The following is a 25865-nucleotide window of genomic DNA, read 5'->3' on the forward strand; positions in this document are numbered from 1 at the left end:
TCCGGCCCGTGGGGGCTTGCCCGCCGGGGCCTCCGGCACCAGCCGGAGGATCATACGAAGAACCTACTTCCTCCCTACCATACCTGGCGCTCGCTTCCGCACGCCCTTCGCTGAGGAATCGGTTCCGCTGCCGGCGGTGCCGGCGTCGGCCACCGCTCCCGGGCTCTTCCCGGCGGCCTTGCCGGCGGTCCCGGCTTTCCGGCCGGTCTCCGCCTTCCGCTTCCCCTTGTTGCCGGAGGCCGGATTGCTGCCGGTGGCCGGAGCCGGGCCCGGCACGGAAGCGGAATCCGTCCCCGTCCCCAGCCACCCGGCCAGCTTGCCGCCCTCACCGACCGCACGCAGCCGTTTCTCGGCCGCGTCCCGCACCGGGTCCGTGGCCACGACCAGCAGCTCGTCCCCGTACCGCAGGACGGTCGACGGGGCCGGGACGAAGCTCGTCTCCTCCCGCACCACCAGCGTGACGGCCGAGCCGGCCGGCAACCGGAGTTCCGAGACCTCGACGCCGTGCATCTTCGAGCCCTCGGGCACGGCCACCGACAGCAGGTGCCCGCGCAGCCGCTCCAGGGGAGCGGACTCGATCCCCAGGTCCAGGGCCTCGGTCTCGCCCAGGCCGAGGCGGCGGGCCAGCCAGGGCAGCGTCGGCCCCTGGACCAGGGTGTAGACGATCACCAGCACGAAGACGATGTTGAAGATCCGCCGACTGTCGGGGACCGCCGCCACCATCGGGATGGTGGCGAGCACGATCGGCACCGCACCGCGCAGCCCGGCCCAGGAGAGGAGCGCCTTCTCCCGCCAGGGAGTGCGGAACGGCGCCGTGCTGAGGAAGACGGAGACCGGCCGCGCGATCACCGTCAGGACCAGGCCGACGACGAGCGCGGGAACGATGTCGTCGCCGAGTTCGTGCGGGGTGACCAGCAGACCGAGCAGGACGAACATCCCGATCTGGGCGATCCAGCCGAGCCCTTCGGCGAAACCGCGGGTGGCCGGCCAGTGGGGCAGCTTGGCGTTCCCCAGTATCAGCGCGGCGAGATAGACGGCGAGGAAGCCGGAGCCGTGGGCCAGCGCGCCGCCGGCGTACGCGATGGTGGCGATGGCCATCACGGCGATGGGGTAGAGGCCGGAGGCGGGCAGGGCCACGTGCCGCATGCCGTACGCGCCGAGGAAGCCGATGGCGAGGCCGACGGCCGCGCCGATGGCCAGTTCGAGGGCGATCTCGCCCAGGAGCAGATACCAGTGCTCGACGGGTCCGGCGGCCGAGAAGGCGACGACGAGGATGACGACGGGTGCGTCGTTGAAGCCGGACTCCGCCTCCAGGACGCCGGTGAGCCGGGCGGGGAGGGGGACGTTCCGCAGGACGGAGAAGACGGCCGCGGCGTCCGTCGACGACACCACCGCACCGATGATCAGGGACTGCCGCCAGTCCACTCCGGCGAGGTAGTGGGCGGCGGCCGCGGTGACCCCCACGCTCACCGCGACACCGAAGGTGGAGAGGACGGCGGCGGCGGGCAGGGCGGGTTTGATCTCGTGCCACTTGGTGCCGAGACCGCCCTCGGCCAGGATCACCACGAGGGCCGCGTAACCGATGACCTGGGTCAGGCCGACGTCGTTGAAGGAGACGCCGATGCCGTCCTGTCCTATGGCGACGCCGATGCCGAGATAGACGAGCAGACTGGGCAGCCCGCTCCGGGAGGAGACCCGTACCGCCGCCACCGCCACGAGCAGGACCAGCGAGCAGATGAGCAGGAGTTCGTTGAGGTGGTGGACAGTCAGGGGCCGCTCCCATCACTAGGACTCCGGCCGTTACCTGAAGGAACGTTCCTGCGAACGCCTTCCTACGAACGACCGGAACTTCATTGCCTCTCCTAATATTTTACGGGTTCTTAACGCGGTCCGGACGGGACGAGGGTGGGCGAACCCCCACGGGACCACCCGCCGACGTCCCGCGGGACCACTCGGCGAGGTCGCACGGGACCATCCGTCGACGTCCTGCGGGACCATTCGGCGACGTCTCAAGGGGTCACCCCCCGATGTCGCACGGGACCATTCGTCGACGTCGCACCGGGCCACCCCCGGACGCCCCACGGGACCACTCCCGCCCCTCCCGTCCAACCGCCCCCGACGGCTCGTCGGAACGGCCGCGTCCGGACCCCTCGACGACTCCGCGTCGGGCCGCCGGGCGCCCTGCGCCTATGGTTGCTTCCAGCACTCCAGGACCACCCGGCCCCGCGAAGGACAGCGATGCCCCCCAACAACACCGGCCCTTCCGGCAAGAAAAAGAAGGGACGACGCGCTCGCCTGCTCGTGATCAGCCTCGTGCTGCTGCTCGTGGCAGGTGTCGGATACGGGACGTACTGGGGCGTCAGCACCGTCCGCGCCTCGTTCCCGGAGATGTCCGGAACGCTCGCGCTCAAGGGACTGAAGAGTCAGGTCAAGGTCGAGCGGGACGGCAACGGGATCCCCCAGGTCTACGCGGACAACGCCGAGGACCTCTTCCGCGCCCAGGGCTTCGTCCAGGCGCAGGACCGCTTCTGGGAGATGGACGTCCGGCGGCATCTGACGGCCGGACGGCTCTCCGAGATGTTCGGTTCCGGACAGGTGGAGACCGACGCCTTCGTCCGCACGATGGGCTGGCGCAGGACCGCGCAGAAGGAATACGACACCAAACTGTCGCCGGAGACCAAGAAGTACCTCCAGGCGTACTCGGACGGTGTCAACGCCTATCTCGCCGACCACAAGGGCAAGTCGCTGTCCGTCGAGTACGCGGCCCTGGAGTTCGAGAACGACTACAAGCCGGAGAAGTGGACGCCGGTCGACTCCGTAGCCTGGCTGAAGGCGATGGCCTGGGACCTGCGGGCCAACATGCGCGACGAGATCGACCGCTCGCTCGCCGCCACCCGGCTGAGCCCGCGGCAGATCGAGCAGCTCTACCCGGCGTACCCGTACGACCGGAACAAGCCGATCGTCGAGGGCGGCGCCTATGACGCGGCCGGCAAGACCTTCGACCCCAAGGGCACGCCGTCCTCGTCGCCGCAGACCGGTGGCCAGGGGACGCAGGGCACGCAGGGGACGCAGGGCACGCCCGGCGGCCGGGGCACGCAGGGCACTCCGGGAACTCAGGGCAACCGAGGCACGCAGGGCACCCAGGGCACTCCGGGCACCGGCACCCAGGGCGTTCCCGACAGCGGCCTCCCCGGCAAGGGCACGGGCGGCGCCTCCACCGGCGGTCTGCGCACCGGCCTGGCCTCGCTGTCGAAGACGCTCGACCAGCTCCCGGCCCTGCTCGGCCCCAACGGCAACGGCATCGGCTCCAACTCGTGGGTGGTCTCGGGCCAGTACACGACCACCGGCAAGCCGCTGCTGGCCAACGACCCGCATCTCGCGCCGCAGCTGCCGTCCGTCTGGTACCAGATGGGCCTGCACTGCACCAGGACGAGCGAGCAGTGCCCGTATGACGTGGCCGGCTACACCTTCGCGGGCATGCCCGGCGTCGTCATCGGCCACAACAAGGACATCGCCTGGGGCATGACCAACCTGGGCGCCGACGTCGCCGACTTCTACCTGGAGAAGGTCACCCCCAACGGGACGTACCAGTTCGGCGGCAAGGAGCTGAAGCTCGACACCCGCAAGGAGACCGTGAAGGTCGCAGGCGGCAAGGACCGTGAGTTCACGATCCGCGAGACCAACAACGGGCCGCTCGTCTCCGACCGCAACGACGAGCTGGGCAAGGTCGGCCAGGACGCACCGGTCAAGGGCTCGGCCCCCGACCGCGCCGAGGGCTACGCCGTCGCGCTGCGCTGGACCGCCCTGGACCCGGGCAAGTCGATGGACGCGGTCTTCGAGCTGAACCGGGCCGCGGACTGGGAGTCGTTCCGGAAGGCCGCGTTCGACTTCGCCGTCCCCTCGCAGAACCTGATCTACGCGGACACCAAGGGCAACATCGGCTACCAGGCCCCCGGGCAGATCCCCGTGCGCAACAAGAAGCACGACGGCCGCCTCCCGGCGCCCGGCTGGGACCCGTCCTACAAGTGGAAGGGCTTCGTCCCGTCGACCGCGCTGCCCTGGGACTACAACCCCAAGCGCGGCTACATCGTGACCGCCAACCAGGCCGTCATCGACCCGAAGTACCCGATTCCGCTCACCTCGGACTGGGGCTACGGCACCCGCAGCCACCGCATCACCGAGCTCATCCAGTCGAAGATCAAGGACGGCGGGAAGATCTCGACCGAGGACATGCAGAAGATGCAGATGGACAACGCCAGCGAGATCGGCAAGCTCCTGACGCCCTACCTGCTCAAGATCAACCTCAAGGGCCCCAACGAGCGCGAGACGAAGTACCTGCGCGAGGCCCAGGACCTGCTGAAGGACTGGGACTACAAGCAGGACGCCGACTCGGCCGCCGCCGCCTACTTCAACGCGGTCTGGCGCAACACCCTCAAGCTCGCCTTCGGCAACAAGCTCCCCAAGGAACTGCGCGTCAAGGGCCAGTGCCTGCGGGTGCCTCCGGCCAACGACTCCGGTCCCAAGGAGGACCTGAACGGCAGGACCCGCCTGGTCACCGAGTGCGGCGAGCGCGAGCCGGACGCCGCGCAGCCGGACGGCGGCGACCGCTGGACCGAGGTCGTCCGCTCGATCCTCGACAAGCCGGACGACGGCTGGTGGAAGACCAGCGGCCGCAAGGGCGCGAAGAACCGCGACGACCTGCTGGCCCGCGCCATGAAGGACGCCCGCTGGGAGCTCACCTCCAAGCTCGGCAAGGACGTCTCGTCCTGGAGCTGGGGCCGGCTGCACCAGCTGACCCTGAAGAACCAGACGCTCGGCAAGGAGGGCCCCGCCGTCGTCCGGTGGATGCTCAACCGCGGGCCCTGGAACCTGGCCGGCGGCGAGGCCGCCGTCAACGCGGCCGGCTGGAACGCGGCGGGCGGCTACGACGTGGTCTGGGTGCCGTCGATGCGGATGGTCGTCAACCTGGAGGACCTGGACAAGTCCCGGTGGATCAACCTCACCGGCGCGTCCGGCCACGCCTACCACGCCAACTACTACGACCAGACGGACAAGTGGGCCAAGGGCGAGCTGCTGCCGTGGGCCTTCACCCCGGGGGCGGTGAAGAAGGCGTCGGAGAACACGCTCACGCTCACGCCGTGAGGCGGGTGTTCTCCTCCGCCAGGTGAACGGGCGCCGGTCAGGCCGGCGCGAAGCGGCGCACCCCGCCAGGGGTGACCACCGCGTGCACGGGGTGGTCGTGCGGTTCCTCCGGGACTCGCGCGACCACCTCGTCGTCGTAGAGGAGCACGACGAGGGCGGGCGTCGCGCCCGCGCGCTCCAGGCGCGCCAGCACGCGGTCGTACGAGCCACCCCCGCGCCCCAGCCGCATGCCCCGGCCGTCCACCGCGAGGCCGGGCAGCAGGACGGCGTCCGCGCCGGTGACGGCGTCGGGGCCGAGCCGGGGCCCGTCGGGCTCCAGCAGGCCGCGGCCGGCCCGGGCCAGGTGGTCGGGGCCGCGGTAGAGGCCCCAGTCGAGGTCGTTGTCGGGCAGCAGGACGGGCAGCAGCACCCGGACGCCGCGTTCGCGCAGGCCGTCCAGCAGGGCGCGGGTGCCCGGTTCGCGGCCGACGGAGACGTAGGCGGCGACCGTCCCCGCGTCCGCCAGCTCCGGCAGGCCGAGCGCGCGCCGTCCCAGCGCCTCCTGCGCGACCTCGATCGTTCCGGGGCTCAGGGCCGCCCGTCGGTCCAGGAGAATTCGCCGCAAGTCGGTCTTGCCGCCATCTGCCGTGCCCATTGTTCGTACAAACTCCTTTTCTCGGTTCATACTCGGTGGAGCCGCATCTTCCACTCATTCGCAACGGATAGTGTTCGCCCCATGACTCACGCGCGACCTCGGATCAGCAAGGCTGTCATTCCCGCCGCCGGCCTGGGAACCCGGTTCCTCCCGGCGACGAAGGCCACGCCCAAGGAAATGCTGCCGGTCGTCGACAAGCCGGCCATCCAGTACGTGGTCGAGGAAGCGGTCGCCGCGGGCCTCACGGACGTCCTCATGATCACAGGCCGCAACAAGCGCCCCCTGGAAGATCACTTCGACCGGAACTACGAGCTGGAGGAGGCCCTCCGCCGCAAGGGCGACGCCTCCCGGCTCGCCCGCGTACAGGAGTCCAGCAACCTGGGGACGATGCACTACGTCCGCCAGGGCGACCCCAAGGGCCTCGGCCACGCCGTCCTCTGCGCCGCGCCGCACGTGGGCAACGAGCCGTTCGCCGTCCTCCTCGGCGACGACCTGATCGACGAGCGGGACGCCCTGCTCTCCCGCATGGTCGACATCCAGCGGCGCTCCGGCGGCAGCGTGATCGCCCTGCTGGAGGTCGACCCGTCCCAGGTCCACCTCTACGGCTGCGCGGCGGTCAAGCCGACCGACGCCGAGGACGTCGTCGAGGTCACCGGGCTCGTCGAGAAGCCCGACCCGGCCGAGGCGCCCAGCAATTACGCCGTCATCGGCCGCTACGTCCTCGACCCCGCGATCTTCGACGTGCTGCGCGAGACCCCGCCCGGACGCGGCGGCGAGATCCAGCTCACCGACGCCCTCCAGGCCCTCGCCGCCGAGCCGGGCCTCGGCGGACCGGTGCACGGCGTGGTGTTCAAGGGACGCCGGTATGACACCGGTGACCGTGGTGACTATCTGCGTGCCATTGTCAGACTGGCATGCGAACGTGAAGACCTGGGGCCGGACTTCCGGGCCTGGCTTCGAAGGTACGTCACCGAGGAGATGTAGCCCTGTGAGCCTTGTGAGCGACGCCGCCGCGGCCGCGCCGGGCGCGGACCGCCTCTGGTCCGTGGACGAGCACCTCGCCGACATCCTGCGCACGGTCCGTCCGTTGGAGCCCATCGAGCTCCAACTGCTCGACGCCCAGGGCTGCGTACTCGTCGAGGACGTCACGGTCCCGGCCGCCCTGCCGCCCTTCGACAACAGCTCCATGGACGGCTACGCGGTGCGGGCCGCCGATGTCCGGGACGCCAGCGAGAAGTTCCCGGCGGTGCTCACGGTCGTCGGCGACGTCGCGGCGGGCGGCGACGGGACGCTCGTCGCCGTGGGGCCCGGCCAGGCCGCGCGGATCATGACCGGAGCGCCGCTGCCGCCCGGCGCCGAGGCGGTCGTCCCCGTCGAGTGGACCGACGGCGGGCTCGGCGGCGGGCCTGCGACCACCATGTCCGCGGGTGGAATCGCCGCAGGGACGGGCGACGGGCTGGGCGCGGTGCGCGTCCACCGCCCCGTCACCGCCCGCGCCCACGTCCGCGCCCGCGGCAGCGACGTCGCCGCCGGCGACCTCGCGCTCCCCGCCGGCACCGTCCTCGGCCCCGCCCAGCTCGGGCTGCTGGCCGCCATCGGCCGCGCCACCGTCACCGTCCGCCCGCGCCCCCGCGTCGTCGTCCTCTCCACCGGCAGCGAGCTCGTCCCGCCCGGCACCGAGCTCGCCCCCGGCCGCATCCACGACTCGAACAGCTACCTCCTCGCCGCCTGCGCCCGCGACGCCGGGGCCCTCGCCTACCGCGTCGGCGCGGTCGAGGACGACGCCGCGACGCTGCGCGCCACCCTGGAGGACCAGATCGTCCGCGCCGACGCCATCGTCACCAGCGGCGGCGTCAGCGTCGGCGCCTACGACGTCGTCAAGGCGGCGCTCACCGGGCTCTCCGGCGACGAGGGCCGGGTCGAGTTCCGCAAGCTGGCCATGCAGCCCGGCAAGCCGCAGGGCTTCGGCCGGCTCGGGCCCGGCCGCACCCCCCTCTTCGCCCTCCCCGGCAACCCGGTCAGCGCCTACGTCTCCTTCGAGCTCTTCGTCCGGCCCGCCGTCCGCGCCATGATGGGCCTCGAACCGCCGGAGCGCCCCGTCGTCCGCGCCGAGTGCGCCGAGCCCGTCGGCCCGTCGCCGAAGGGCCGCCGCCAGTACCTGCGCGGCCGGTACGCGGACGGGCGGGTCACCCCCGTCGGGGGCGCGGGATCGCACCTGGTGGGGGCGCTCGCGCGGGCCGACGCGCTGATCGTCGTGCCGGAGGACGTCACCTCCGTCCCGGCGGGCGCCGAGGTGGACTGCATCCTTCTCGGCGGCCTTCCCGACTGACCGCCGCCGCCTCCGGGTACGGTGGCACCCCACTGACGGCCTTGGCCTTGGACCGGGAGAACGATGAGCAGCACCCAGCCCCCACCCGCCCGGCTGACCCACCTCGACGACGCGGGCGCGGCGCGCATGGTCGACATCACGGCCAAGGACGTCACCGCCCGCACCGCGCGGGCGAGCGGACGGGTGCTGGTGGCGCCGCGCGTGGTGGAACTGCTGCGCGGCGAGGGCCTGCCCAAGGGCGACGTGCTGGCCACCGCCCGGATCGCCGGGATCATGGGTGCCAAGCGCACCCCGGAGATCATCCCGCTCTGCCACCCGCTGGCCCTCTCGGGTGTCACCGTCGACCTCGCGCTGACCGACGACGCCGTCGAGATCACCGCCACCGTCCGCACCACCGGCCGCACCGGTGTCGAGATGGAGGCCCTCACCGCCGTCACCACGGCCGCCCTCACCGTCGTCGACATGGTCAAGGCGGTCGACAAGGCAGCCGTCATCACGGACGTCCGGGTCGAGGAGAAGTCCGGCGGGAAGTCCGGCGACTGGCGGCGCGCGTGAGAGCCCCGGACGCCCCCGTGAGAGCCCTGGTCGTCACCGCCTCCCACCGCGCCGCCGCCGGCGTCTACCCGGACCGGGGCGGTCCGCTGCTGGTCGCCGGTCTGACCGAACTGGGCTGCGCGGTCGAGGGCCCCCTGGTGGTGCCCGACGGCGACCCGGTCGAGGCCGCGCTGCGGTCGGCCGTCGCCGAGGGGTACGACGTGGTGGTCACCACCGGCGGTACGGGCGTCTCGCCCACCGACCGCACCCCCGAGGCCACCCGGGCCGTCCTGGACTACGAGGTGCCCGGCATCGCCGAGGCCGTCCGCGCCGAGGGGCTCGCCAAGGTGCCGACGGCCGCGCTCTCCCGCGGCCTGGCCGGCGTCGCCGGCCGCACGCTGATCGTCAACCTCCCCGGTTCGACGGGTGGGGTGCGGGACGGCCTGGCCGTCCTCGGGCGGGTGCTCGCGCACGCCGTGGACCAGTTGCACGGCGGTGATCACCCCGGACCCGCGCCCCGGAACCCGGCATGACCATGTGGCCGGTGGCGCTCCGGGACGGCGACGTCCTGCTCCGCCCCATCCGCATGCGCGACCACCGCGCCTGGCGTGAGGTCAACCGGCGCAACCGCGACTGGCTGCGCCCCTGGGAGGCCACCGTCCCGCCGCCCCCGCCCGGCGGCCCGCCCGCCCGGCGCCCGACCTACCGTCAGATGGTCCGTCACCTGCGGTCCGAGGCGCACGCGGGCCGCATGCTGCCCTTCGTCATCGAGTACCAGGGGCGGCTGTCCGGGCAGTTGACGGTGGCGGGCATCACCTGGGGGTCGATGTGCTCGGCGCACGTCGGCTACTGGGTGGACGAGGCCGTGGCCGGCCGGGGCGTGATGCCGACCGCCGTCGCCCTCGTCACCGACCACTGCTTCCGCACCCTCGGCCTGCACCGCGTCGAGGTGTGCATCCGCCCGGAGAACGCGCCCAGCCGCCGGGTGGTGGAGAAGCTCGGTTTCCGCGAGGAGGGGCTCCGCCCGCGGTACCTGCACATCGACGGCGCCTGGCGGGACCACCTGGTCTACGCGCTCACCGCGGAGGAGGCGGTGGACGGGGTCGTCACCCGGTGGCACCGGTCCCGGCTGCCCAAATAAAATAAACGTTCGAATTTGGCTGTCGAATGACGGTCGATGTTCGGTTTCGAACCCAACAATCACAAAAAAAGTTCGAGATATCAGCCGGTTCGTGCGACACACCGCGCCAATTGGCGGAATCCGCCGAGCGGACCCCTCTACCGTGTGCAGTGTGAGCAGCAGCGGCCTGATCTACGCAGTCATCGTCGGGGCCTGGGCCGCCTACTTGGTGCCGATGTGGCTCCGTAGGCAGGACGAGCTCAACGAAGCCCGTCCGACGGAACGCTTCAGCACCGCCATCCGGCTGCTGTCCGGACGGGCGGGGATGGAGCGCCGTTACGCCAAGGAGCTCGAACGCGCCGGCGCCTCCGCCGACGCGCCGGCACCGGACGCGTCGGCACCCGACGTGACGGCGGACGCCCCGACGGCGCGTCCCCAGGAGCCGGACGCCGCGACCGCACCGGTCGCCGCCCGGTCCTCCGGCATGCCCGCGCCCGACCGGACTCCCCCCACCCCGGCCGAACGCGCCCGCCGCTCCAAGGTCCTCGCGCGCCGCCGCCGCACCACCGTCCTCCTCTTCCTCGCCTTCACCTTCGGTGCGGTCGTCGCGGGCGTCGGCGGCATCGCCTTCCTCTGGGCCCCCGGCGTCCCGGCGGTGCTCCTCAGCGCGTACATCTGCTACCTGCGCGTCCATGAACGGCGGCGGTTCGCCTTCGTCATGGACCAGCGCCGGGCCGAACTCGCCGCCCAACGGCTTCGCGAGGGCCGCCCGCGCCCTCAGCAGGCGGCGGACCCCACGACCGTCGCCGCCCCCGCCCCCGCGGACACCGTCCGCCGTCCGGCCCCCGCCCCCGCGGCTGAGCCCGCGAGCGCCCCGCCGGCCACCCCCTCGCCCAGCGCCGGCCGCCGCGCCCTGGTCGAGCAGACCGACCACGCCGAGTGGGTGGACCAGCAGCGCGACCGCGGCACCGAGGGCGACGGCTGGGAGCCCGTGCCCGTCCCGCTGCCCACCTACGTCACCGCCCCCGTCGCCCCGCGCGCCGGCGGCTCCGACGACCTCGGCACCCCGGACACCTGGAGCGCCGCCCGCTCCAGCACCGCCGGTCCCTCCCTCGACCGCAAGCCGGCCGACGACCGCCGGGGCACCCGCCCCCGCCGCCGCCCCCGCGAGCGCGGCCGCACCCCGCTGTTCGACCAGTACGCGGACGACGAGCGCCCCCGCGCCGCCAACGAGTGACCGCGGGTCCCGCCCGCCTGCTCGCCCTTCGGGTGCCCCCGCGCTGGTCAGCAGCGGGAGGGCCGCGAAGGGCGATTTTCTTTCAAGCCGGTCGGGGTGCTAGAGTTTCACTCGTTGCAAGGGCCTGTGGCGCAGTCCGGTAGCGCACCTCGTTCGCATCGAGGGGGTCAGGGGTTCAAATCCCCTCAGGTCCACAACACGACTGTTCCGGAGCAGTCACGGGAGATCCCGTCCGATCATTCTGATCGGGCGGGATCTTTTCGTTTTCGGGGCGTTCGAGAGTCTCCGGTTGCCCGCGCTTCGCCGTCGCGGCTGCCTTGGCGGCCGCGTTTCAACGTGGTGACGGAAGGGGGACTTTGGGGCGTTAATACCCTGAATTGCCCCGAGGTGTCCGGTTGTTGAAACGGTCGGCGAGAGATGATCCCTCTCCGGTCGGCAGGTGTCGACCACCCGTGAGTCGTGCCTTCGGAAGGCTGTCCGCCATGCGGCGGGCCGAGCCGCGGGAGTCGCGGCCCGGCCCGTTCGCGTGATCCTCCGGAGACCGGCTCAGTGGGCGGTGGGCGCGTTCCAGTCGACGAGCTGGACGATGACGCCGTTGGGGTCGGTGACCTGGAAGGCGCGCTCGCCCCAGGGCTCCTCGCGCAGCGGCATGGTGATCGTGACCCCTTCGGCGGTCAGGCGCGCCAGTTCGGCTTCGAGGTCGTCGACGACGAAGGCGAGGATCACGCCGTCGGCGTGGTCGTCGCGCTGGTCGTCGGGGAGGGTGGCCAGGCCTCGCCGCAGGTAGATGACGTTCATGCCGGCGTCCTCACGGGACAGCGACGCGAAACCGTCGGCGCTCATCTCCTTCCGGAACCCGAAGTGGTCGGTGAGGAAGGTGCTGGACGCCTCGACGTCGTCGACGTTCAGGGACACGGCGGAAGCGGTGATCGGCAAAAGTCCTCCTTGAACGGGCCCACATACTCTGTACGTCGTACACTGTACCATGTACAGAGAAGTTTCATGGGTCAGAATGTCCCCCGTGACTCCCGACCGAAGCGGCTCCGGCGATCCGGCCCGTTCCCTGAAGCTGCTCTGGCGCGTCCCGGTGGACGCGCCACGGCGTGGTCCGCAGCAGCGGCTGAACATCGACACGGTCGTCGCCGTCGCCATCGGTCTGGCGGACGCCGACGGTCTGGACGCGGTCACCATGCGCCGCGTCGCGCAGCGGTTGGGAGTCGTCCCGATGACGCTGTACACGTACGTGCCGGGCAAGGCCGAGCTCCTGGACCTCATGCTGGACACCGCCTACCTGCGGATGCCCCGGACCGACACCGCCGGGCAGCCATGGCGCGCCCGGCTGACCGCCGTGGCGGAGGAGAACAGGGCGATGTTCGAGGAACACCCCTGGGCCGCGACGGTCTCCACCGGCCGGCCGCCGCTGGGGCCGGGCCTGATGGCCAAATACGAGCATGAACTGTCGGCACTGGACGGACTCGGTCTCGACGACGTCGAGATGGACGCCGCCCTGACCTTCCTGCTTACCTTCGTCCAGGCCAACGCCCGCTCCGCGGCGGACGCCCGTGCCGCCCAGCAGGACAGTGCGATGGACGACGAACAGTGGTGGGCGGCCAACGCCCCCCTGCTGGAAAAGGTCTTCGATCCGCAGGCCTACCCCACCGCCGCCCGCGTGGGCACGGCGGCGGGCAGCGCACAGGGCGCCGCGTACAGCCCCGAGCAGGCCTGGGAGTTCGGCCTCGCCCGCGTCCTCGACGGGCTCGCGGTCCTCATCGACCGCCCCACGGAGCCGGCCGGACCGGGAGCGCGGTAGTCCCCGGCACCCGCGTCGGTGGCGCGGGTGCCGGGGACTCGGCCCGGTGGCCCGGTCAGAGGGCCGGCGTCGTGGTGAAGGTCTTGCCGCGCATCAGGAACTCGCCGAAGTAGCCGTCGTGGGGGAGGCCCGGCGTCAGGACGTGGGTGGGGTGGTCGCCCACGTGGAGATTGCGGATGGCCGGCTCGTCCAGGAGGCGGGCGACCAGGTTCCGGTCGGAGGTGAGGGCGGTGAGGACGAGCGTGTCGCGGAGCGGGGCGAGGCCGTCGGCTCGGCTCCACGGGGCGATCCACACGCAGGGGAACGGCATTTCCAGGCGGGTCTGCGGCGCGTCGGCGCGGTCCACCTGGAACACCGCGGGGCGGAGTACCGCGGCGCCGTCGCCGAGGTCGTGGACGAGGGTGTCACCACCGAGCCGGGCCGTGGCCCCGGCGGCCTCCGCACGCACGTACTTCTCCAGGGTCCGCGCCTCGTCGAGGCGCTGGACCGGCAGGGCCGCCTCGTCGTCCTCCGGTGGCAGGGAGGGCAGGCGGGCCAGCCGGTCGGCGACGGCCTCGGCCACCGGGGCCGGGTCGCCTTCGACGAAGACGGCGGTGGTGTTCACGCACGACGCGCCGGCGTGCGCGCCGATCGAGTCGACGATCGTGTCGAGGTGACGGGTGAAGTCGGTGTCCGCGGTGATGAGGATCTTGGCCCGGCCCGGTCCGTGGGGCAGGACGGTCGTGCCGGAGGCGTATTTGTCCACCACCGCGTCACCGCCGTAGACGAGGGCCAGGTCGCCGCCGGTGACGAGTTCGTCGGCCACACCGTGGTCGGTCGGCAGGAGCGCGACGTGGTCCGTGCCGAAGCCGGCCTCGTGCAGGGCGGTCACCAGCCGGTGCGCGCTCAGCGGCTCGCGCCGGGAGGGGCGTACGGCGACGCGGTAGCCGAGGGCCAGAGCCTCCACCCACTGGGCGTGGATGCCGGGATGGTTGCCGGCGGCGAGGACGGACAGCACGTCGCCGCGCCGGATCCACCGCGCGGTGCCGGCGCCGGCCGACACATCGCGGCTGCCGCGCGGCCGGGCCTGGCAGGCGAAGCCGTATGCGCCGGCCAGCCCCGTCGCCAGTGTGCCGGTGGCCTGCCGCACGACGGACACGGGCAGGCCGCCGACCCGGGCGACGGTGTGCTCGTACCGCTCGACGGACATCCCGTCGATCGTGGCGGTCGCGAACAGCCGGGCCGCCTCCGCGAGGGCCGCCGTCCGCTCGTCCAGCGGCGGGGTCTCCGCACGGCGGAGGGCGGCCAGGGCGCGGCGCACGTACAGGCGCGGCACCACGCTCAGTTCCGCGACCGGTCGTCCGGTGACGTCGTGGACGGTCTCCCTGGCCTGGGTGCGGTACGGGCCGCCGGGGCCGAGGGCGTCGAGGGGCAGGAGCGCCGGGGAACCGGGCATTCCTAGTACACCCCCTCGATGACCGTGGTTCCGTCGAACGTCCGGACCGGCTGGATGTCGGCCACCGCGTCGCCGCCGGAGTGCTCGGCGGGGGCGATGCGGAGGGCGGTGTCCCGTTCGAGGTTGTTGGGCAGCAGCATGCCGCGGCTGACATGGTTCATGACCACCTGGCCGCGTTCGCCGTAGGGCACCGGTTTCCCGGTGTCGGGGTCGACGACCCGCATGCTGATGAACGGGTATGGCGGGTCGAAGACGGACGGCTCGTGCTCGGCGACGCCGTCCCGCTCGTACATGCCGCCGCCGACCATGGTGCTCCCGTAGAAGCCCAGCAGCCGCGCTTCGGGGAACACCTGGGTGCGGAGCAGGGTGCGGGTGTCGACGTTCATGGAGGAGCCGCCCCAGATGAGGGTGTCGACCTTCCGGTTGATGAGCTCGGCGAGCTCGTCGCGGCCGGCCAGCGCCTCCAGCAGCGGGGGCGTGGTGAAGACGACGCCGACGTCCTGGCTCCGCAGGATCGCCGCGACCTGGTCGAGGACGTGGTCCACGTACCGCTTCGTCTCGTCCGCCCTGCCCTCGCCGACGCACTTCTTCACCCACCGCGGATCGAGGTCCACGGTGAACGGGATGCCGCCGCGCAGATGCGCCAGCGTCCGGCTCGTGGGCGCGAAGAGGTGCGGTCCGCTCGGGCCGATCGTCAGCCAGTTCACCCCGCGGGGGACACCGCGGTCGTCCAGGACCCGCGAGTGCCACGAGGTCAGCCGCTCGTGCAGGTCGGGCAGCCAGACGACGCGCTTGGGCGCGCCGGTCGTCCCGCCGCTCTCGAAGATGTCCAGCGGGACCGGCTCGTCCCCGTATCCGCGCGGGACGAGGTCCTCGACGCGGGCGTCGCGCAACTCGTCGACGACGTTGGGGAACAGCGCGAGGTCGGCTTCGGTGCGGACGTCCTTCCGCGGGTCGAAGTCGAGGGTCCTGGCCCGCTCCAGCCAGAAGCGGGAGCCGGTCCTGGGGCCGAAGTGCCATTCCATGGCGGCGGCGAGCAGGTCGGGCATCGAGGGCGGACGGTCCCAGGGGGTGTCGAGGACCGACGGGGCCGGTGCGCGGGGCGTGCGACGGGGCGTGCGGTGCGTCTTGGCGGCGTACTCGGTGAGGACGTCCGTGACCGCCGCCGCGGCCCGGTCGGCCTCTTCGTGGGTCATCACCAGGGGCGGGCTGAGCAGGACGGTGTTCGGGTTGTTGCGGACGACGACCCCGGCGCGCTCCCGGACCAGCGGCGGCACCCAGTCGGCCGAGAGAGGTTCGCCGGTGGCCGGGTCCTCGGTCAGTTCGATGCCGAGCATGAGCCCGGTCTGCCGCACCTGGCCGACGAAGGGCAACTCCTCCAGGCGGCGCAGGCGTGCGCCGAGGCGGTCGCCGACCTCGACGGCGGCCGCGAGGAGGTTCTCGCGCTCCAGGATGTCGAGGTTCTTCAGGGCCACCGCGCAGCCGGTCGCGTGGCCGCTGTAGGTGTATCCGCCGAGGAACCCGTCGTCGCGGGTGGCCACCTCGGCCACGTGATCGGCCACCAGGAGCGCGCCCATGGGGAAGTACCCCGAGGTGAGGCCCTTGGCGGTGACGATGAAGTCCGGTGCTACGCCGAGGCGTTCGGACGCGAACCAGTGGCCGGTCCTGCCGAACCCCGTGATGACCTCGTCGAGGATGAGGAGGATGCCGTGGGCCGACAGCAGCTCGCGGACCCGCGGCCAGTAATCGGCCGGGGGCTCGACGACGCCGGCCACGCCGAGGATCGGTTCCCCGATCATCACGGCGATGTTCTCCGCGCCGATCTCCTCGATGGTTTCACGGAGTTCGCGCAGGCAGTACGCGGTGGGGTCCTCGCCGCCGTACATCTCCGGGTGGAAGGGCAGCGGCGGCGTCAGGTGCCGGACGTTCGGCAGCATGGGGCCGAAGCCCTGGTGGAACATGGGCATTCCGGTGGCCGCGGCGCCGCCGTACGTGACCCCGTGGTAGCCGAAGTGGCGGGCGAGGACCCAGGTGCGCTCCGGCCGGCCCAGCCGGTGGTGGTAGAGCCGGGCCATGCGCAGCGCGGCGTCGACCGCTTCGGCGCCGCCGCTCGTGAAGTAGACCCGCTCCATCGGGGCGGGCGCCAGCTCGATGAGCCGGTCGGCCAGCTGGATGGAGGGTTCGTTGGAGAACTCGTGGAAGCTGCTGTAGTACTCCAGTTTCGCCATCTGCCCGGCCGCGGCCTCGGCCATTTCACGCCGCCCGTGCCCGATGTGCGCGAGCATGAGGCCGCCGGTGGCGTCCAGATACTCACGGCCGTGCGCGTCGCGTAACCGGCAGCCGGAACCCTCCACCATGATGATCCGATCGGCGGCGGCACCGGGCAGGTGCGGGTGGATCAGCCGGGATCGGTCGGTCTTGACCAGGGCGTCTGCGTTGACCAGCGGTGCCGCCATGTCACCCTCACCATCGGAAAATCGTCGGAAGTTTCTTTTCTGTTCGTTCTGCTGGATTTTTCTCTCGATGTTTCTCTGAACTTTTCTCCGGCTGCTTCTCCGGCTGTTTCCTCGCGGATGCTAGTGGGCGGTGGAGGGGCGGGAAAGCGGAAGGTTCAACTGCACACGGGGAATGATCTCCGCGTGGTGCGAGCGGAGTTGAAGGATCTTTTCCGCATGTGCGTCGGCCGGGGAATGTGGCGGTGAGTCGCGTCGCGTGTGGGGTCGTAAAGCGCGTCGAAGGCAAAGTTCCGATTTTCCGGGTGGTTGACCTTCTCGTGGCATCACTTGAACGTTCCGGATGCGTGCGCCGGGGTGGGGGTGCCAGGGGGCGGGGGGTGACGCGGTGGGGCGGATCCGGTGCCGGAAAGGTCTTGCGCAACCACTACGGTTGAAGCACTATGTGCGGAGTGGTTCGCCCCCTCCGGGGCGTCCACCCCGGCGGATCGGCCGCCGGAACCACACGCCGTCCATCGAAACGAGGACCCTCTTGCGCAAGCTCACCTACTTCGTCGCCTGCTCGATCGACGGGTTCATCGGCGACCCGAGTGGTGACGCGTCCTCCATGTTCGCCTTCGTCGAAGAGGAGTTCCTGGAGTACCTCAAGACCGAGTACCCCGAGACCATCTCGGCCGAGGGGCGGCGCGTCCTCGGGCTGGAGGGCCTGGAGAACCGGCACTTCGACACCGTCGTCCAGGGGCGCGGAAGCTACCAGCTCGGCCTGGACGCCGGGCTCCCCAGCCCGTACGGGCATCTGCGCGAGTACGTCGCCAGCCGGACGCTGACGGAGTCGCCCCACCCGAACGTGCGGCTGTTCTCCGGGGACATCGTCGGGGCGGTCCGCGAGCTCAAGGCGGAGGACGGGGAGAAGGGCATCTGGCTCTGCGGCGGTTCGCGGATCGCCGGGGAGCTGGCGGACGAGGTGGACGAGCTGGTCATCAAGACCTATCCGCAGATCTACGGTTCCGGTATGCCGATGTTCGGCTCGGACTTCCGGGTGGCGGACTTCTCGCTGGAGTCGGTGCGCGCCTTCGGCAACGGGGTGCTCGTCAGGAAGTACGTCCGCAAGCGGTGACGGTCGTGGCGGGGGTGTCGTCCGCCGCCGGCCGTGGGATCGACCAAGCCATTCCGGTTTCGGAGTGGCTTGGACGCGTTTTCCGCGCGTGGGTGCTTGCTCCGACGGCTTGTCGGGGGGTGCGCGGAGAGTTCTCGCGACGTGGTTGTGCGCCCCCGGTGCGCTGGTCCGCGCCGAGCGCCAATTACCTTACCGAGGGAAGGACTTGGCGTTTTCTTGACCGGACGCCGCGGGTAATGTGAAGGCCAAGGGCTGCTCCACGGGCCCCGGTTCCCCGGCCGTTCAGGGGCGGCACGTCGTGCCCCTGCCCGCTCCCTCGTTCTCCGAGTCGGGGACTCATGACGCGGCATGCGCCGGCGATCCCCCTCCGACGGGGCCGCCGGCATCCGACATCCCAGTGCTGACCTTGACCACACCGCGCCCTGCCCGGAAACGGCGGGGGCGCGGGAGAAAGGCCACCATGCGGTCCCTGATAGCCAACGCCCGGTCCTTCGCCACCCATGTGTCCGAGCGGGCGGACGAGTTCCGTGCCCTGGAATCCGGCCAGCGCCCGGAAGCGCTGTTCATCACCTGCTCGGACTCCCGGGTGGTGCCGTCACTGATCACGGGCGCCCGGCCCGGCGAGCTGTTCGAGCTGCGCACGGCCGGCAACGTCGTCCCTCCGTACAGCGCCGACCGGCCCACCGGCGAGACGGCGACCATCGAGTACGCGGTCCGTGTGCTGGGCGTGCGCGACATCGTGGTCTGCGGCCACTCCCACTGCGGCGCCGTACGGGCGCTGGTCGGCGGGGACGACCTGTCCGGTGTGCCGGCCGTGCGGGGCTGGCTGGAGCGGACGGCCGCCTGGCCGGGGGACGGGCCGGCGGGGACCGGGGGAGCCGACCTGGCCGGGCCGGCGCAGCGGCACGCGGTCGCGCAGCTGCAGCGGCTGCGCACCCACCCGTGTGTCGCCGAGCGGATCTCCGACGGAACGGTCGGGCTGCACGCCTGGTCCTACGAGGTGCACACGGGTGCCGTCAGGGAGCTCCGGTCCGACGGGCGGTTCCACGTGCTGTGACCCGCGCGTTCGCCCGCCGCTCGGGCGGCGACCATCGGCCCCGTCCCCTCACAGCGCGAGGAACCCGCAGTCATGGTCTCGACCCTCAGGAACCGTAAACCACTCATGTATTCCGCCACGTTGAGGCAGGACGTCCTGGCCTCGCTCGTCGTCTTCCTGGTGGCCCTGCCCCTGTGCGTCGGGGTGGCCGTGGCCTCCGGGGTGCCCGCCGAACTCGGCTTGATCACCGGCATCGTGGGCGGACTGGTCGTCGGCTGCCTGCCCGGCAGCTCCCTCCAGGTCAGCGGTCCGGCCGCCGGGCTCACGGTGCTCGTCTTCGAGGCGGTGCACGAGTTCGGGCCGGGCGCCCTGGGCGCCCTCGTCCTGGCGGCCGGGCTGCTCCAGATCGTCCTGGGCGCACTGCGCTTCGGCCGGCTGTTCCGGGCCGTGTCCGTGGCGGTCGTCCAGGGCATGCTCGCCGGCATCGGGCTCGTCCTCCTCTTCGGCCAGCTCTACACCATGGCCGAGGCCCGGCAGCCGCGGTCCGGCGTCGACAAGATCACCGGGATACCGGACCTGATAACCACCGTGGCGACGGACGGCGACGCCCTCGTCCCCTTCCTCGTGGGCATCGGCACGATCGCCGTCCTCGTCCTGTGGAAGAAGCTCCCGGCCGGGGCACGGACGGTGCCCGCGCCTCTCGTGGCGGTGGCCCTCGCCACGGCCGTCTGCGCCCTGGCCGGGCTCCCCGTGGCCACCGTCGAGGTGCGGGGCATCGTCGAGGCCGTCCGGCCGCCGGGCGCCGACGCCTTCGGCGCGCTGGGCAGTGTCGCCGCGCTCGGCACCGTCCTCGCCTTCGCCCTGATCGCCTCCGCGGAAAGCCTTTTCAGCGCCGCGGCGGTGGACCGGATGCACGATGGGCCGCGGACCGCGTACGACAAGGAACTGATGGCCCAGGGCGTGGGCAACACGGTCTGCGGGATGCTGGGCTCGCTGCCCATGACGGCCGTGATCGTGCGGAGTTCGGCCAATGTGCAGGCGGGCGCGCGCACCAAGGCCGCCCGCGTCCTGCACGGGGTGTGGCTGCTGCTGTTCGCCGCGCTGCTGCCGGCCGCGGTCGGGGTCATCCCGCTGGCCGCCCTGGCGGGCGTCCTCGTGCACGCCGGCTGCAAGCTCGTCCCGGTCCGGCAGACCGTGTCGCTCTGGCGGCAGCACCGGGGCGAGGCGGTGGTGCTGGCGGTGACCGCCGTCGCCATCATCGGCACCAACATGTTCGAGGGAGTGCTCGTCGGGCTGCTGCTGGCGGTCGTCAAGGCCGCCTGGGAGACGTCGCACCTCCACCTCGACGTACGGGAGTCGGCGGACGGCCGGCTCACCGTCACGGCCGGCGGCAACGCGACGTTCCTCCGGCTGCCCCGGATGCTGGAGACGCTGGAGGCGCTCCCGGAGGACCGGCCCGTGGAGCTCGACCTGTCCCGGCTGCGCCACCTCGACCACGCGTGCCGCACGGTCCTGGAGGCGTGGGCCGAGCAGCGGGGCGCGACGGTCGAGGTGGTGACGCGGGTGTGAGCGGCGGTTCGAGCGGGCCGTGCTCACCTGGCAGTGCGGCTGAGGGGGCGGGAAGGCAGAGAAGGAGAACGGCGCCGGGCGTGCGGTCCAGCAGGGGGTGAGGGAGCCCGTGTTAGCCTCGTGACCATGGCGTTCTCCAGCTGTCCGCACGTTTTCGGCTGAGGCGGGGTCACGCCCGGGGCGCCGGCCCGGGCCGCCGACGATCCCGACCGTTCGACTGCCGACACGCGGCCCATCGCTGCGGAGGACCACGCATGCCCGCCCTTCCTGTCGCGCCCGAGGCGCGGCTCCGCCTGCTCGACGTCCTGACCTGTCCGCACTGTGGTGAGCGGCTCGCCCTGGCCGACGGGTCCGTGCGCTGCGCGGGGCGGCACTCGTTCGACGTCGCACGCCAGGGGTATGTCGGCCTGCTGACCGGCAACATGCGGGCCGGAACCGCTGACACGGCCGACATGGTGCGGGCCCGGACGGCGTTCCTGGGCGCCGGGCACTACGCCCCGCTGGCCGCTGCCCTGGCCGGTGCCGTGGCGCCGCACTGCCCGGACGGCGGCACGCTGCTCGACGCCGGCGCCGGCACCGGGTACTACCTCGCCGCCGTGCTGGACAGGGTGCCGGGCGCCGTCGGGCTGGGGCTCGACGCGTCCAAGTTCGCGCTGCGGCAGGCGGCCCGGGCGCACCCGTGGGCGTGGGCGGCCACGTGGGACGTCTGGCGCCCGCTGCCGGTGCGCGGCGGATCCGTGGACGTCGTGCTGAACGTCTTCGCGCCGCGCAACGGCGAGGAGTTCCACCGGGTGCTGAGCCCCGGCGGCGCGCTCGTGGTCGTGACGCCGACCGCCCGCCATCTGGCCGGGCTGCGCGAGCGCCTCGGGCTGCTCACGGTGGACGCGGACAAGGAGGACCGGCTGCGGCGGACGCTCGGTGACCGCTTCGAGGCCGTCGGCGCGGAGACGCACGAGCACACCGTCGACCTCTCGGCGGAGGACGTGATGAACCTGGTGCTGATGGGGCCGAGCGCGCGGCATGTGACGCCGGACGAACTGCTGGAGCGCGTCACCGCGTTGGAGCTGCCACTGCCCGTCACCGTCTCCTGCCTGGTGTCGGTGTACCGCGCCGTGTGACGGAACGTTCGCTCAGGGGTCGGTCCGACCTCCTGACCTGTGACGTAGATCATCCGATGAACGTCGTCCGACGGATCAACGGGTCGTGGCGTGCATGACAGGATCATGCGGTTCCTTATCAGTGAGTAACCGCAGTTGTCCCGCTGCCGCGCGGCACGCCCCTGAGGATCCCCATTGCGCAAGCGCCACAAGAGAGTGCTGTTCCCCGCCCTGACCGCCATGTCCCTGGCGGTGGCGGGGTGTTCGTCGTCCGGCTCCGAGGCCGCCGACAAGCCGGACGACCGGGCCGCGGCGCCGGCCGCCGCCGCCCCGGCCGCGCCGCACGAGCAGGAGCTCGCGGTCGCCGCGGCCCCCTTCGGGTCGCGCGCCGCCGCGGTCGCGCCCGGCGCGCCGACGGACCGCCCCACGGCGGCCCCCCGGCAGCAGCAGGCGCGGACGTCGACGCTCAAGGTGGCCTCCTACGACCGTGCCACCGGACGCGCCGTCATCTCCGGCGTCACCACCGCCAAGCCGGACGCCAAGCCGGACACCAAGCCCACCGGCAAGCCCGGTGACCGGCCCGGCGTGAAGCCGAGCGGCAAGCCCGGCACCGGCCCGGCGGCCCCCGCGAAGACCGTCGCCGTCGGCGACGTCTTCGCCAGCGCGCCCACCCCCGGCGCCCCCAACGGCGTCCTGGCCAAGGTCACGAAGGTCGTCGGGACGACGGACAAGGGCCTGGAGGTGCGCACCGCCCCCGCCACCCTCCCGGCGCTCCTCGGCGACGCCAAGGCGAACGGCACCGTGGCCGTCGACCCGTCCGCCGTCAAGGTCAAGCCGCTCGTCCCGGGCGTCAAGGTCTCCTGGGCCAAGCGCGGGAACCTCCGCTTCGGGCCGCAGGGCGCGAAGCTGCCCCTGGGCAACCTGCGCGTGGACGTGTCCACCGCCGTCGCCACCGCGAAGGGCGCCCCCGCCTCGGCCAAGGCGTCGGTCGACGGCTTCGTGCAGCTCGCCCCCGAGGTCGACTTCGCGTACGACGGCCGCGGCACCGACGGCCGCGCGCCCGGTACGGCGTCCCTCGCCCTGGCCGGCGACTGGTCGGCGCAGTGGGCGCTGAAGGGGCAGGCCGCCGCGTCGACGGAGGGCAAGCCGCTGCGCCTGCCGTTCGCCAAGCTGCACGCCGCCCCCGTCGTCCAGGTCGGGCCCGTCCCGGTCGTGGTCAACGCCGACCTCACCTGCTATCTCCAGGTGGACGCCGACGGGAAGATCTCCGTCGATGTGAAGCAGGATGTCAAGGGCGACTTCCGGGTCGGCGGCTCGTACAGCAGGGCCAAGGGCTGGGCCCCCGTCAGCAAGTCGTCGATGAAGGGCTCCCCGGTGCGCGCCACGGTGGCGGCCGGCGGCCGGGTGCGGGCCGCGCTGGGCGCGGAGGCGTCCGTCGGCCTGTACGGCACGGTCGGTGTGACGGGCGACCTGTCGCCGTACCTGCGGGCCGAGGGCGAGGTCACCGCCAAGGCGTCGAGCGACGGGAAGAAGTCGCTGAAGGGCAAGTGGGGCGCCTTCGGCGGCGTCGACCTCAACGGTGCGCTCCAGCTCCAGCTGCGGATCTTCGGTACGCCGGTGTTCGAGCGGAAGCTGCCGTTGCCGGGGCTGCACCGGGAGTGGAAGCTCGCCGGGTCGAAGGGGTGACCCCCGGGTGGGGCCGGGGGTGTGTGTGCCCCGGTCCCACCCTTTCGCCGTTTCCTGGGGCTGCGCCCCAGACCCCCTTGTCGCGGCTTCGCCGCTCGTCCTCAAGCGCCGGACGGGCTATGCCAGCCGCGCCGCCACCTTTCTGGCCACCGCCACGATGTCTCCCGACGGCCTCGCCGGATACGCCGGCCGCTTACGCGTCCAGCGGTCCTCCAGCGCGTACCAGTCGATGGGCTTGGGCTTCCGCCGGGCCCCGAGTGCCGCCTCCAGCTCCGTGAAGTACGTCTTCCAGCGCAGCCGGTACAGGCCGCCGACCAGCCCCGCCCACTCGCGGTTGGCGTAGTCGTGCAGCTTGCCGCCGTCCGCCGAGGCGCGCGGGCCCCAGACGGTGAGCAGGGAGACGGCGTCGTGCTCCAGCCGGTCGCGTTCGGCGGCCGTGCCGCCCCAGGCGCGGGCCTCGGCGGTCCAGCGGCCGAGCAGGTGGCGGTCGCTGGTGGCGACGGTCTCCTCCAGCAGGTCCATCCAGTCCAGCCACTGCCGCGTCAGCGTCCGGAAACGGGTCCGGTCGCCCGCGTCGTAGGCGGCCTTGATCCGGGGGAGCAGCAGCCGGCTCCGGTTGCTGACGCACTGCCGGGCGACGTCCATGAGGTCGTACCGGTACGCCGAACTGCCGCGCAGGGCGGGCGCGACGGCCAGCAGCGCGGGCAGGGCCTCGTCGAAGGCGGCGGCGTCGTAGCGCAGTTGCCGGGGCGACCAGGCGGCGGCGCGGTTGACGGCCAGGTCGGGGCGGGCGCCGAAGAGGCCGTCGGCCGCCTCGCTCCAGCCGTCGGCGCGGGTGGTGCCGTAGGCGGTGCGGCGCAGGACGTCCCAGGCGCGGCGGGCGTTCGGGTCGGCGGCGCCGTACCGCTGGACGGACCAGCGCGCGAACCAGTCCTTGAGATCGATCCGCCCCTCGGTCCAGGCCAGGTCGGAGAAGAGGGCGAGCCCGGCGGGGTTGTTGTCGGCCGCCTCGGGCATCAGCGCGATGCCGCGCAGCGCGCTGCCCTTCTTGGTGCGCCAGCGGTGGAACAGGGAGACCCAGTCCTGGGTGTTGGCGCCCATCGCCGTGTGCCCGCCGAAGTTCCAGATGGTGCCGAACGCGTAGGGGGTGCCGCCCCAGTCCTTCTCGCGGTCGGTGACGCGCGGGTAGTGGTCCGGGATGCCGTCGAGGACGAGCATCTTCGAGCGGTCGACGGCGTCGAGGATCTCCCGCCGGGGGTTGGTCTGCCAGCCGAGGATCGCCCAGGTGGCGCCGGGGTGCGCGGTGCGCAGCGCCTTCTCGACGGCCTGGGCGGCGGCGCCGACGGGGACGGGCCCGGGGGTGCCGCCCTCGTGCAGCAGGTCGATCTTGTACATCGAGGAGGCGCCGTAGAGCTCCTGCTGCACCCGGTAGTACGTGCGGGCGACGCGCGCGAAGTGGGCGGTGCGCGGGTCGAGCCAGTCGGGCCGGGGGAAACCGGCCCAGTCGCCCTGCGGGACGGTACGGGCGCCCTTGTTGCGGCGGGTGAAGTCGGGCGGGACGGTGCCGGCGTAGCCGGGCAGGACGGGGGTGATGCCGAGCTCGCGGAGCCGGTGCGTGATCCGCTGCGCCAGGGCGGTCCGGCGGTCGAGGAGGTCGCGGGAGACGGGGCCGCCGAAGGCGCTCATGTTCTGCATGAGCCACCAGGGCTGGTGGGCGGGGCCGGGAACCCAATTCCGGACTTCCGCGTCGGTGTAACCGTGTTCGATGAACGTTCGACGGTAGACCGCGTCGGCGCCCGCGTAGACCAGCACCTCGTTGAAGCCGTGCAGGGCGAGGACGTCGATCTCGCGTTCCCAGTAGGCCCAGTCGCGGTAGGGCCCGGTGTAGCCGTCGTTCGTGTCGTTGAGCGCGAAGCGGTGGCGGACGTTCGCCTCGGCGGCGATGGCGCCGCGGACGGCGGGGAGCGTGGCGGGCAGGGCGGTCCGCTCGCCGCTCCAGGAGAAGTGCGCGTGGGCGACGTCCCGCAGGTAGCGGTGGAAACCGGTGAGCTGGACGGCCGGGGTGCTGCCCTCGACGAGGATGTGCCCGGCCCGGCCGGTGACCCGGTAGACGTCCGCGCCGGAGCGGCGGGGCACCGTGCGGAACGTGACCTGGCGGTGGTGGCGGGGGAGGAGGCGGGCCAGCGCGGTGGCGGCGGCGTTTCCGCTGCCGGCCGCGGGAGCCTCGTCCGGTCTGTCCGTTTCCCCCGGTCTGTTGGGTGTGGTCGGAGCTCCCGGGGCGTCAGGAGGCGGCTGGGCGGCCGCCGCGGCCTCCCCCGAGGAGGCGCCGAGGGCGCCGAGCGCGGCGGAGCCGGCCAGGGCGCCGAGGACCGAGCGACGGGCGATGTGCATGAGTGACCTCCGAGGCAGCTGCGGCTACCGGCCTGGACCACTTGAGCGCCGAGTCGAGCGCCGAGATCCTATGAGCCCACGACTGCCGAACGTCAAGAGCGCCCTGGGCGAATCAGTCACACCGGTAACATTTACTGCGAATGGCCTCTTTCGGGTCGGTGGTCGGTCCCCCGTTCGGCGCTTTCCGGCGGCCGCCCCGATCGCTGCGGCTGTCGTGTCCGTGCCGTCCACGTCCTCCCTGTTCCCTCTGTCTGCCCTGCCCTCCGTGCCGTCCC

At 72.4% G+C, this 25865-nt stretch carries 19 protein-coding genes and 1 tRNA gene; 14 read left to right on the top strand and 6 right to left on the bottom strand.

Going from position 1 to position 25865, the window contains the following annotated elements; genetic code table 11:
- Window positions 1-63: 63 nt before the first annotated feature.
- Window positions 64-1710 carry a potassium/proton antiporter gene (locus tag K7I03_RS19355; RefSeq protein ID WP_238513505.1) on the bottom strand — a complete coding sequence of 549 codons (1647 nt, stop codon included), beginning with the start codon at window positions 1708-1710 and terminating at the stop codon, window positions 64-66.
- A gap of 528 nt (window positions 1711-2238) precedes the next feature.
- On the opposite strand from K7I03_RS19355, the gene K7I03_RS19360 reads away from it, so the two are divergent.
- The gene (locus tag K7I03_RS19360; protein WP_185942609.1) at window positions 2239-5142 is read left to right on the top strand and encodes a penicillin acylase family protein; all 2904 of its coding nucleotides are present in this window, start codon (window positions 2239-2241) and stop codon (window positions 5140-5142) included.
- A gap of 37 nt (window positions 5143-5179) precedes the next feature.
- Here the strand turns inward: K7I03_RS19360 and K7I03_RS19365 are convergent, their stop codons facing one another.
- Window positions 5180-5776 carry a 5-formyltetrahydrofolate cyclo-ligase gene (locus tag K7I03_RS19365; protein ID WP_185942610.1) on the bottom strand — a complete coding sequence of 199 codons (597 nt, stop codon included), beginning with the start codon at window positions 5774-5776 and terminating at the stop codon, window positions 5180-5182.
- Between the two features lie 81 nt (window positions 5777-5857).
- Here K7I03_RS19365 and galU point away from each other — a divergent pair, with 81 nt between their 5' ends.
- From galU to K7I03_RS19400, 7 genes are all read left to right on the top strand, one after another.
- Window positions 5858-6760, top strand: coding sequence for a UTP--glucose-1-phosphate uridylyltransferase GalU (gene galU, locus K7I03_RS19370; RefSeq protein ID WP_171166786.1), 903 nt, complete (start codon window positions 5858-5860; stop codon window positions 6758-6760).
- Between the two features lie 13 nt (window positions 6761-6773).
- On the top strand, window positions 6774-8105 hold the full coding sequence (gene glp, locus K7I03_RS19375; RefSeq protein ID WP_185942715.1) for a molybdotransferase-like divisome protein Glp: 1332 nt from the start codon (window positions 6774-6776) through the stop codon (window positions 8103-8105).
- A 63-nt stretch (window positions 8106-8168) separates the two neighbouring features.
- A complete protein-coding gene (moaC, locus tag K7I03_RS19380; RefSeq protein WP_185942611.1) occupies window positions 8169-8660 on the top strand; it encodes a cyclic pyranopterin monophosphate synthase MoaC in 492 nt (163 codons plus the stop codon).
- Window positions 8645-9172, top strand: coding sequence for a MogA/MoaB family molybdenum cofactor biosynthesis protein (locus K7I03_RS19385; RefSeq protein WP_221902936.1), 528 nt, complete (start codon window positions 8645-8647; stop codon window positions 9170-9172). The genes moaC and K7I03_RS19385 overlap by 16 nt, the downstream gene beginning before the upstream one ends.
- A gap of 2 nt (window positions 9173-9174) precedes the next feature.
- Window positions 9175-9780, top strand: a complete 606-nt coding sequence (locus K7I03_RS19390) for a GNAT family N-acetyltransferase (RefSeq protein WP_398858542.1) — start codon at window positions 9175-9177, stop codon at window positions 9778-9780.
- Window positions 9781-9931: 151 nt separating this feature from the next.
- Complete coding sequence (gene sepX / locus K7I03_RS19395; RefSeq protein WP_185942614.1) at window positions 9932-10996, top strand: divisome protein SepX/GlpR; 1065 nt, start codon at window positions 9932-9934, stop codon at window positions 10994-10996.
- Between the two features lie 120 nt (window positions 10997-11116).
- Window positions 11117-11190, top strand: a tRNA-Ala gene (locus tag K7I03_RS19400).
- A gap of 352 nt (window positions 11191-11542) precedes the next feature.
- Here K7I03_RS19400 and K7I03_RS19405 read toward each other — a convergent pair.
- The gene (locus K7I03_RS19405) at window positions 11543-11932 is read right to left on the bottom strand and encodes a VOC family protein (protein ID WP_185942615.1); all 390 of its coding nucleotides are present in this window, start codon (window positions 11930-11932) and stop codon (window positions 11543-11545) included.
- A gap of 85 nt (window positions 11933-12017) precedes the next feature.
- On the opposite strand from K7I03_RS19405, the gene K7I03_RS19410 reads away from it, so the two are divergent.
- Window positions 12018-12806 (top strand): TetR/AcrR family transcriptional regulator, encoded by a 789-nt coding sequence (locus K7I03_RS19410; protein WP_224347121.1) that lies wholly within the window; start codon window positions 12018-12020, stop codon window positions 12804-12806.
- A 55-nt stretch (window positions 12807-12861) separates the two neighbouring features.
- Here the strand turns inward: K7I03_RS19410 and K7I03_RS19415 are convergent, their stop codons facing one another.
- Window positions 12862-14241 (bottom strand): aldehyde dehydrogenase family protein, encoded by a 1380-nt coding sequence (locus K7I03_RS19415; protein WP_185942617.1) that lies wholly within the window; start codon window positions 14239-14241, stop codon window positions 12862-12864.
- A 2-nt stretch (window positions 14242-14243) separates the two neighbouring features.
- The gene (locus K7I03_RS34070; protein WP_221902928.1) at window positions 14244-16697 is read right to left on the bottom strand and encodes an aminotransferase class III-fold pyridoxal phosphate-dependent enzyme; all 2454 of its coding nucleotides are present in this window, start codon (window positions 16695-16697) and stop codon (window positions 14244-14246) included.
- A 529-nt stretch (window positions 16698-17226) separates the two neighbouring features.
- Here K7I03_RS34070 and K7I03_RS19430 point away from each other — a divergent pair.
- From K7I03_RS19430 to K7I03_RS19450, 5 genes are all read left to right on the top strand, one after another.
- Window positions 17227-17811, top strand: a complete 585-nt coding sequence (locus K7I03_RS19430) for a dihydrofolate reductase family protein (RefSeq protein ID WP_185942618.1) — start codon at window positions 17227-17229, stop codon at window positions 17809-17811.
- A gap of 460 nt (window positions 17812-18271) precedes the next feature.
- Window positions 18272-18868, top strand: a complete 597-nt coding sequence (locus tag K7I03_RS19435; RefSeq protein ID WP_185942619.1) for a carbonic anhydrase — start codon at window positions 18272-18274, stop codon at window positions 18866-18868.
- Window positions 18869-18973: 105 nt separating this feature from the next.
- On the top strand, window positions 18974-20416 hold the full coding sequence (locus tag K7I03_RS19440) for a SulP family inorganic anion transporter (RefSeq protein WP_398857529.1): 1443 nt from the start codon (window positions 18974-18976) through the stop codon (window positions 20414-20416).
- Between the two features lie 254 nt (window positions 20417-20670).
- Complete coding sequence (locus K7I03_RS19445) at window positions 20671-21534, top strand: putative RNA methyltransferase (protein ID WP_185942621.1); 864 nt, start codon at window positions 20671-20673, stop codon at window positions 21532-21534.
- 174 nt (window positions 21535-21708) lie between these two features.
- Window positions 21709-23199, top strand: a complete 1491-nt coding sequence (locus K7I03_RS19450) for a hypothetical protein (RefSeq protein ID WP_185942622.1) — start codon at window positions 21709-21711, stop codon at window positions 23197-23199.
- A 117-nt stretch (window positions 23200-23316) separates the two neighbouring features.
- Here K7I03_RS19450 and K7I03_RS19455 read toward each other — a convergent pair whose 3' ends face one another.
- Window positions 23317-25590, bottom strand: coding sequence for an alpha-N-acetylglucosaminidase (locus K7I03_RS19455; RefSeq protein ID WP_185942623.1), 2274 nt, complete (start codon window positions 25588-25590; stop codon window positions 23317-23319).
- Between the last annotated feature and the right edge of the window lie 275 nt (window positions 25591-25865).

The organism is Streptomyces mobaraensis, assembly GCF_020099395.1.
Classification (GTDB): domain Bacteria; phylum Actinomycetota; class Actinomycetes; order Streptomycetales; family Streptomycetaceae; genus Streptomyces.

Excerpts from the sequence above, each read along its gene's own strand:
- K7I03_RS19435 (WP_185942619.1), top strand. The coding sequence starts at position 18,272 with ATGCGGTCCCTGATAGCCAACGCCCGGTCCTTCGCCACCCATGTGTCC.
- moaC (WP_185942611.1), top strand. The coding sequence starts at position 8,169 with ATGAGCAGCACCCAGCCCCCACCCGCCCGGCTGACCCACCTCGACGAC.
- K7I03_RS19455 (WP_185942623.1), bottom strand. The coding sequence starts at position 25,590 with ATGCACATCGCCCGTCGCTCGGTCCTCGGCGCCCTGGCCGGCTCCGCC.
- K7I03_RS19365 (WP_185942610.1), bottom strand. The coding sequence starts at position 5,776 with ATGGGCACGGCAGATGGCGGCAAGACCGACTTGCGGCGAATTCTCCTG.
- K7I03_RS19415 (WP_185942617.1), bottom strand. The coding sequence starts at position 14,241 with ATGCCCGGTTCCCCGGCGCTCCTGCCCCTCGACGCCCTCGGCCCCGGC.
- galU (WP_171166786.1), top strand. The coding sequence starts at position 5,858 with ATGACTCACGCGCGACCTCGGATCAGCAAGGCTGTCATTCCCGCCGCC.
- K7I03_RS19360 (WP_185942609.1), top strand. The coding sequence starts at position 2,239 with ATGCCCCCCAACAACACCGGCCCTTCCGGCAAGAAAAAGAAGGGACGA.
- K7I03_RS19440 (WP_398857529.1), top strand. The coding sequence starts at position 18,974 with ATGTATTCCGCCACGTTGAGGCAGGACGTCCTGGCCTCGCTCGTCGTC.
- K7I03_RS34070 (WP_221902928.1), bottom strand. The coding sequence starts at position 16,697 with ATGGCGGCACCGCTGGTCAACGCAGACGCCCTGGTCAAGACCGACCGA.
- K7I03_RS19390 (WP_398858542.1), top strand. The coding sequence starts at position 9,175 with ATGTGGCCGGTGGCGCTCCGGGACGGCGACGTCCTGCTCCGCCCCATC.
- K7I03_RS19445 (WP_185942621.1), top strand. The coding sequence starts at position 20,671 with ATGCCCGCCCTTCCTGTCGCGCCCGAGGCGCGGCTCCGCCTGCTCGAC.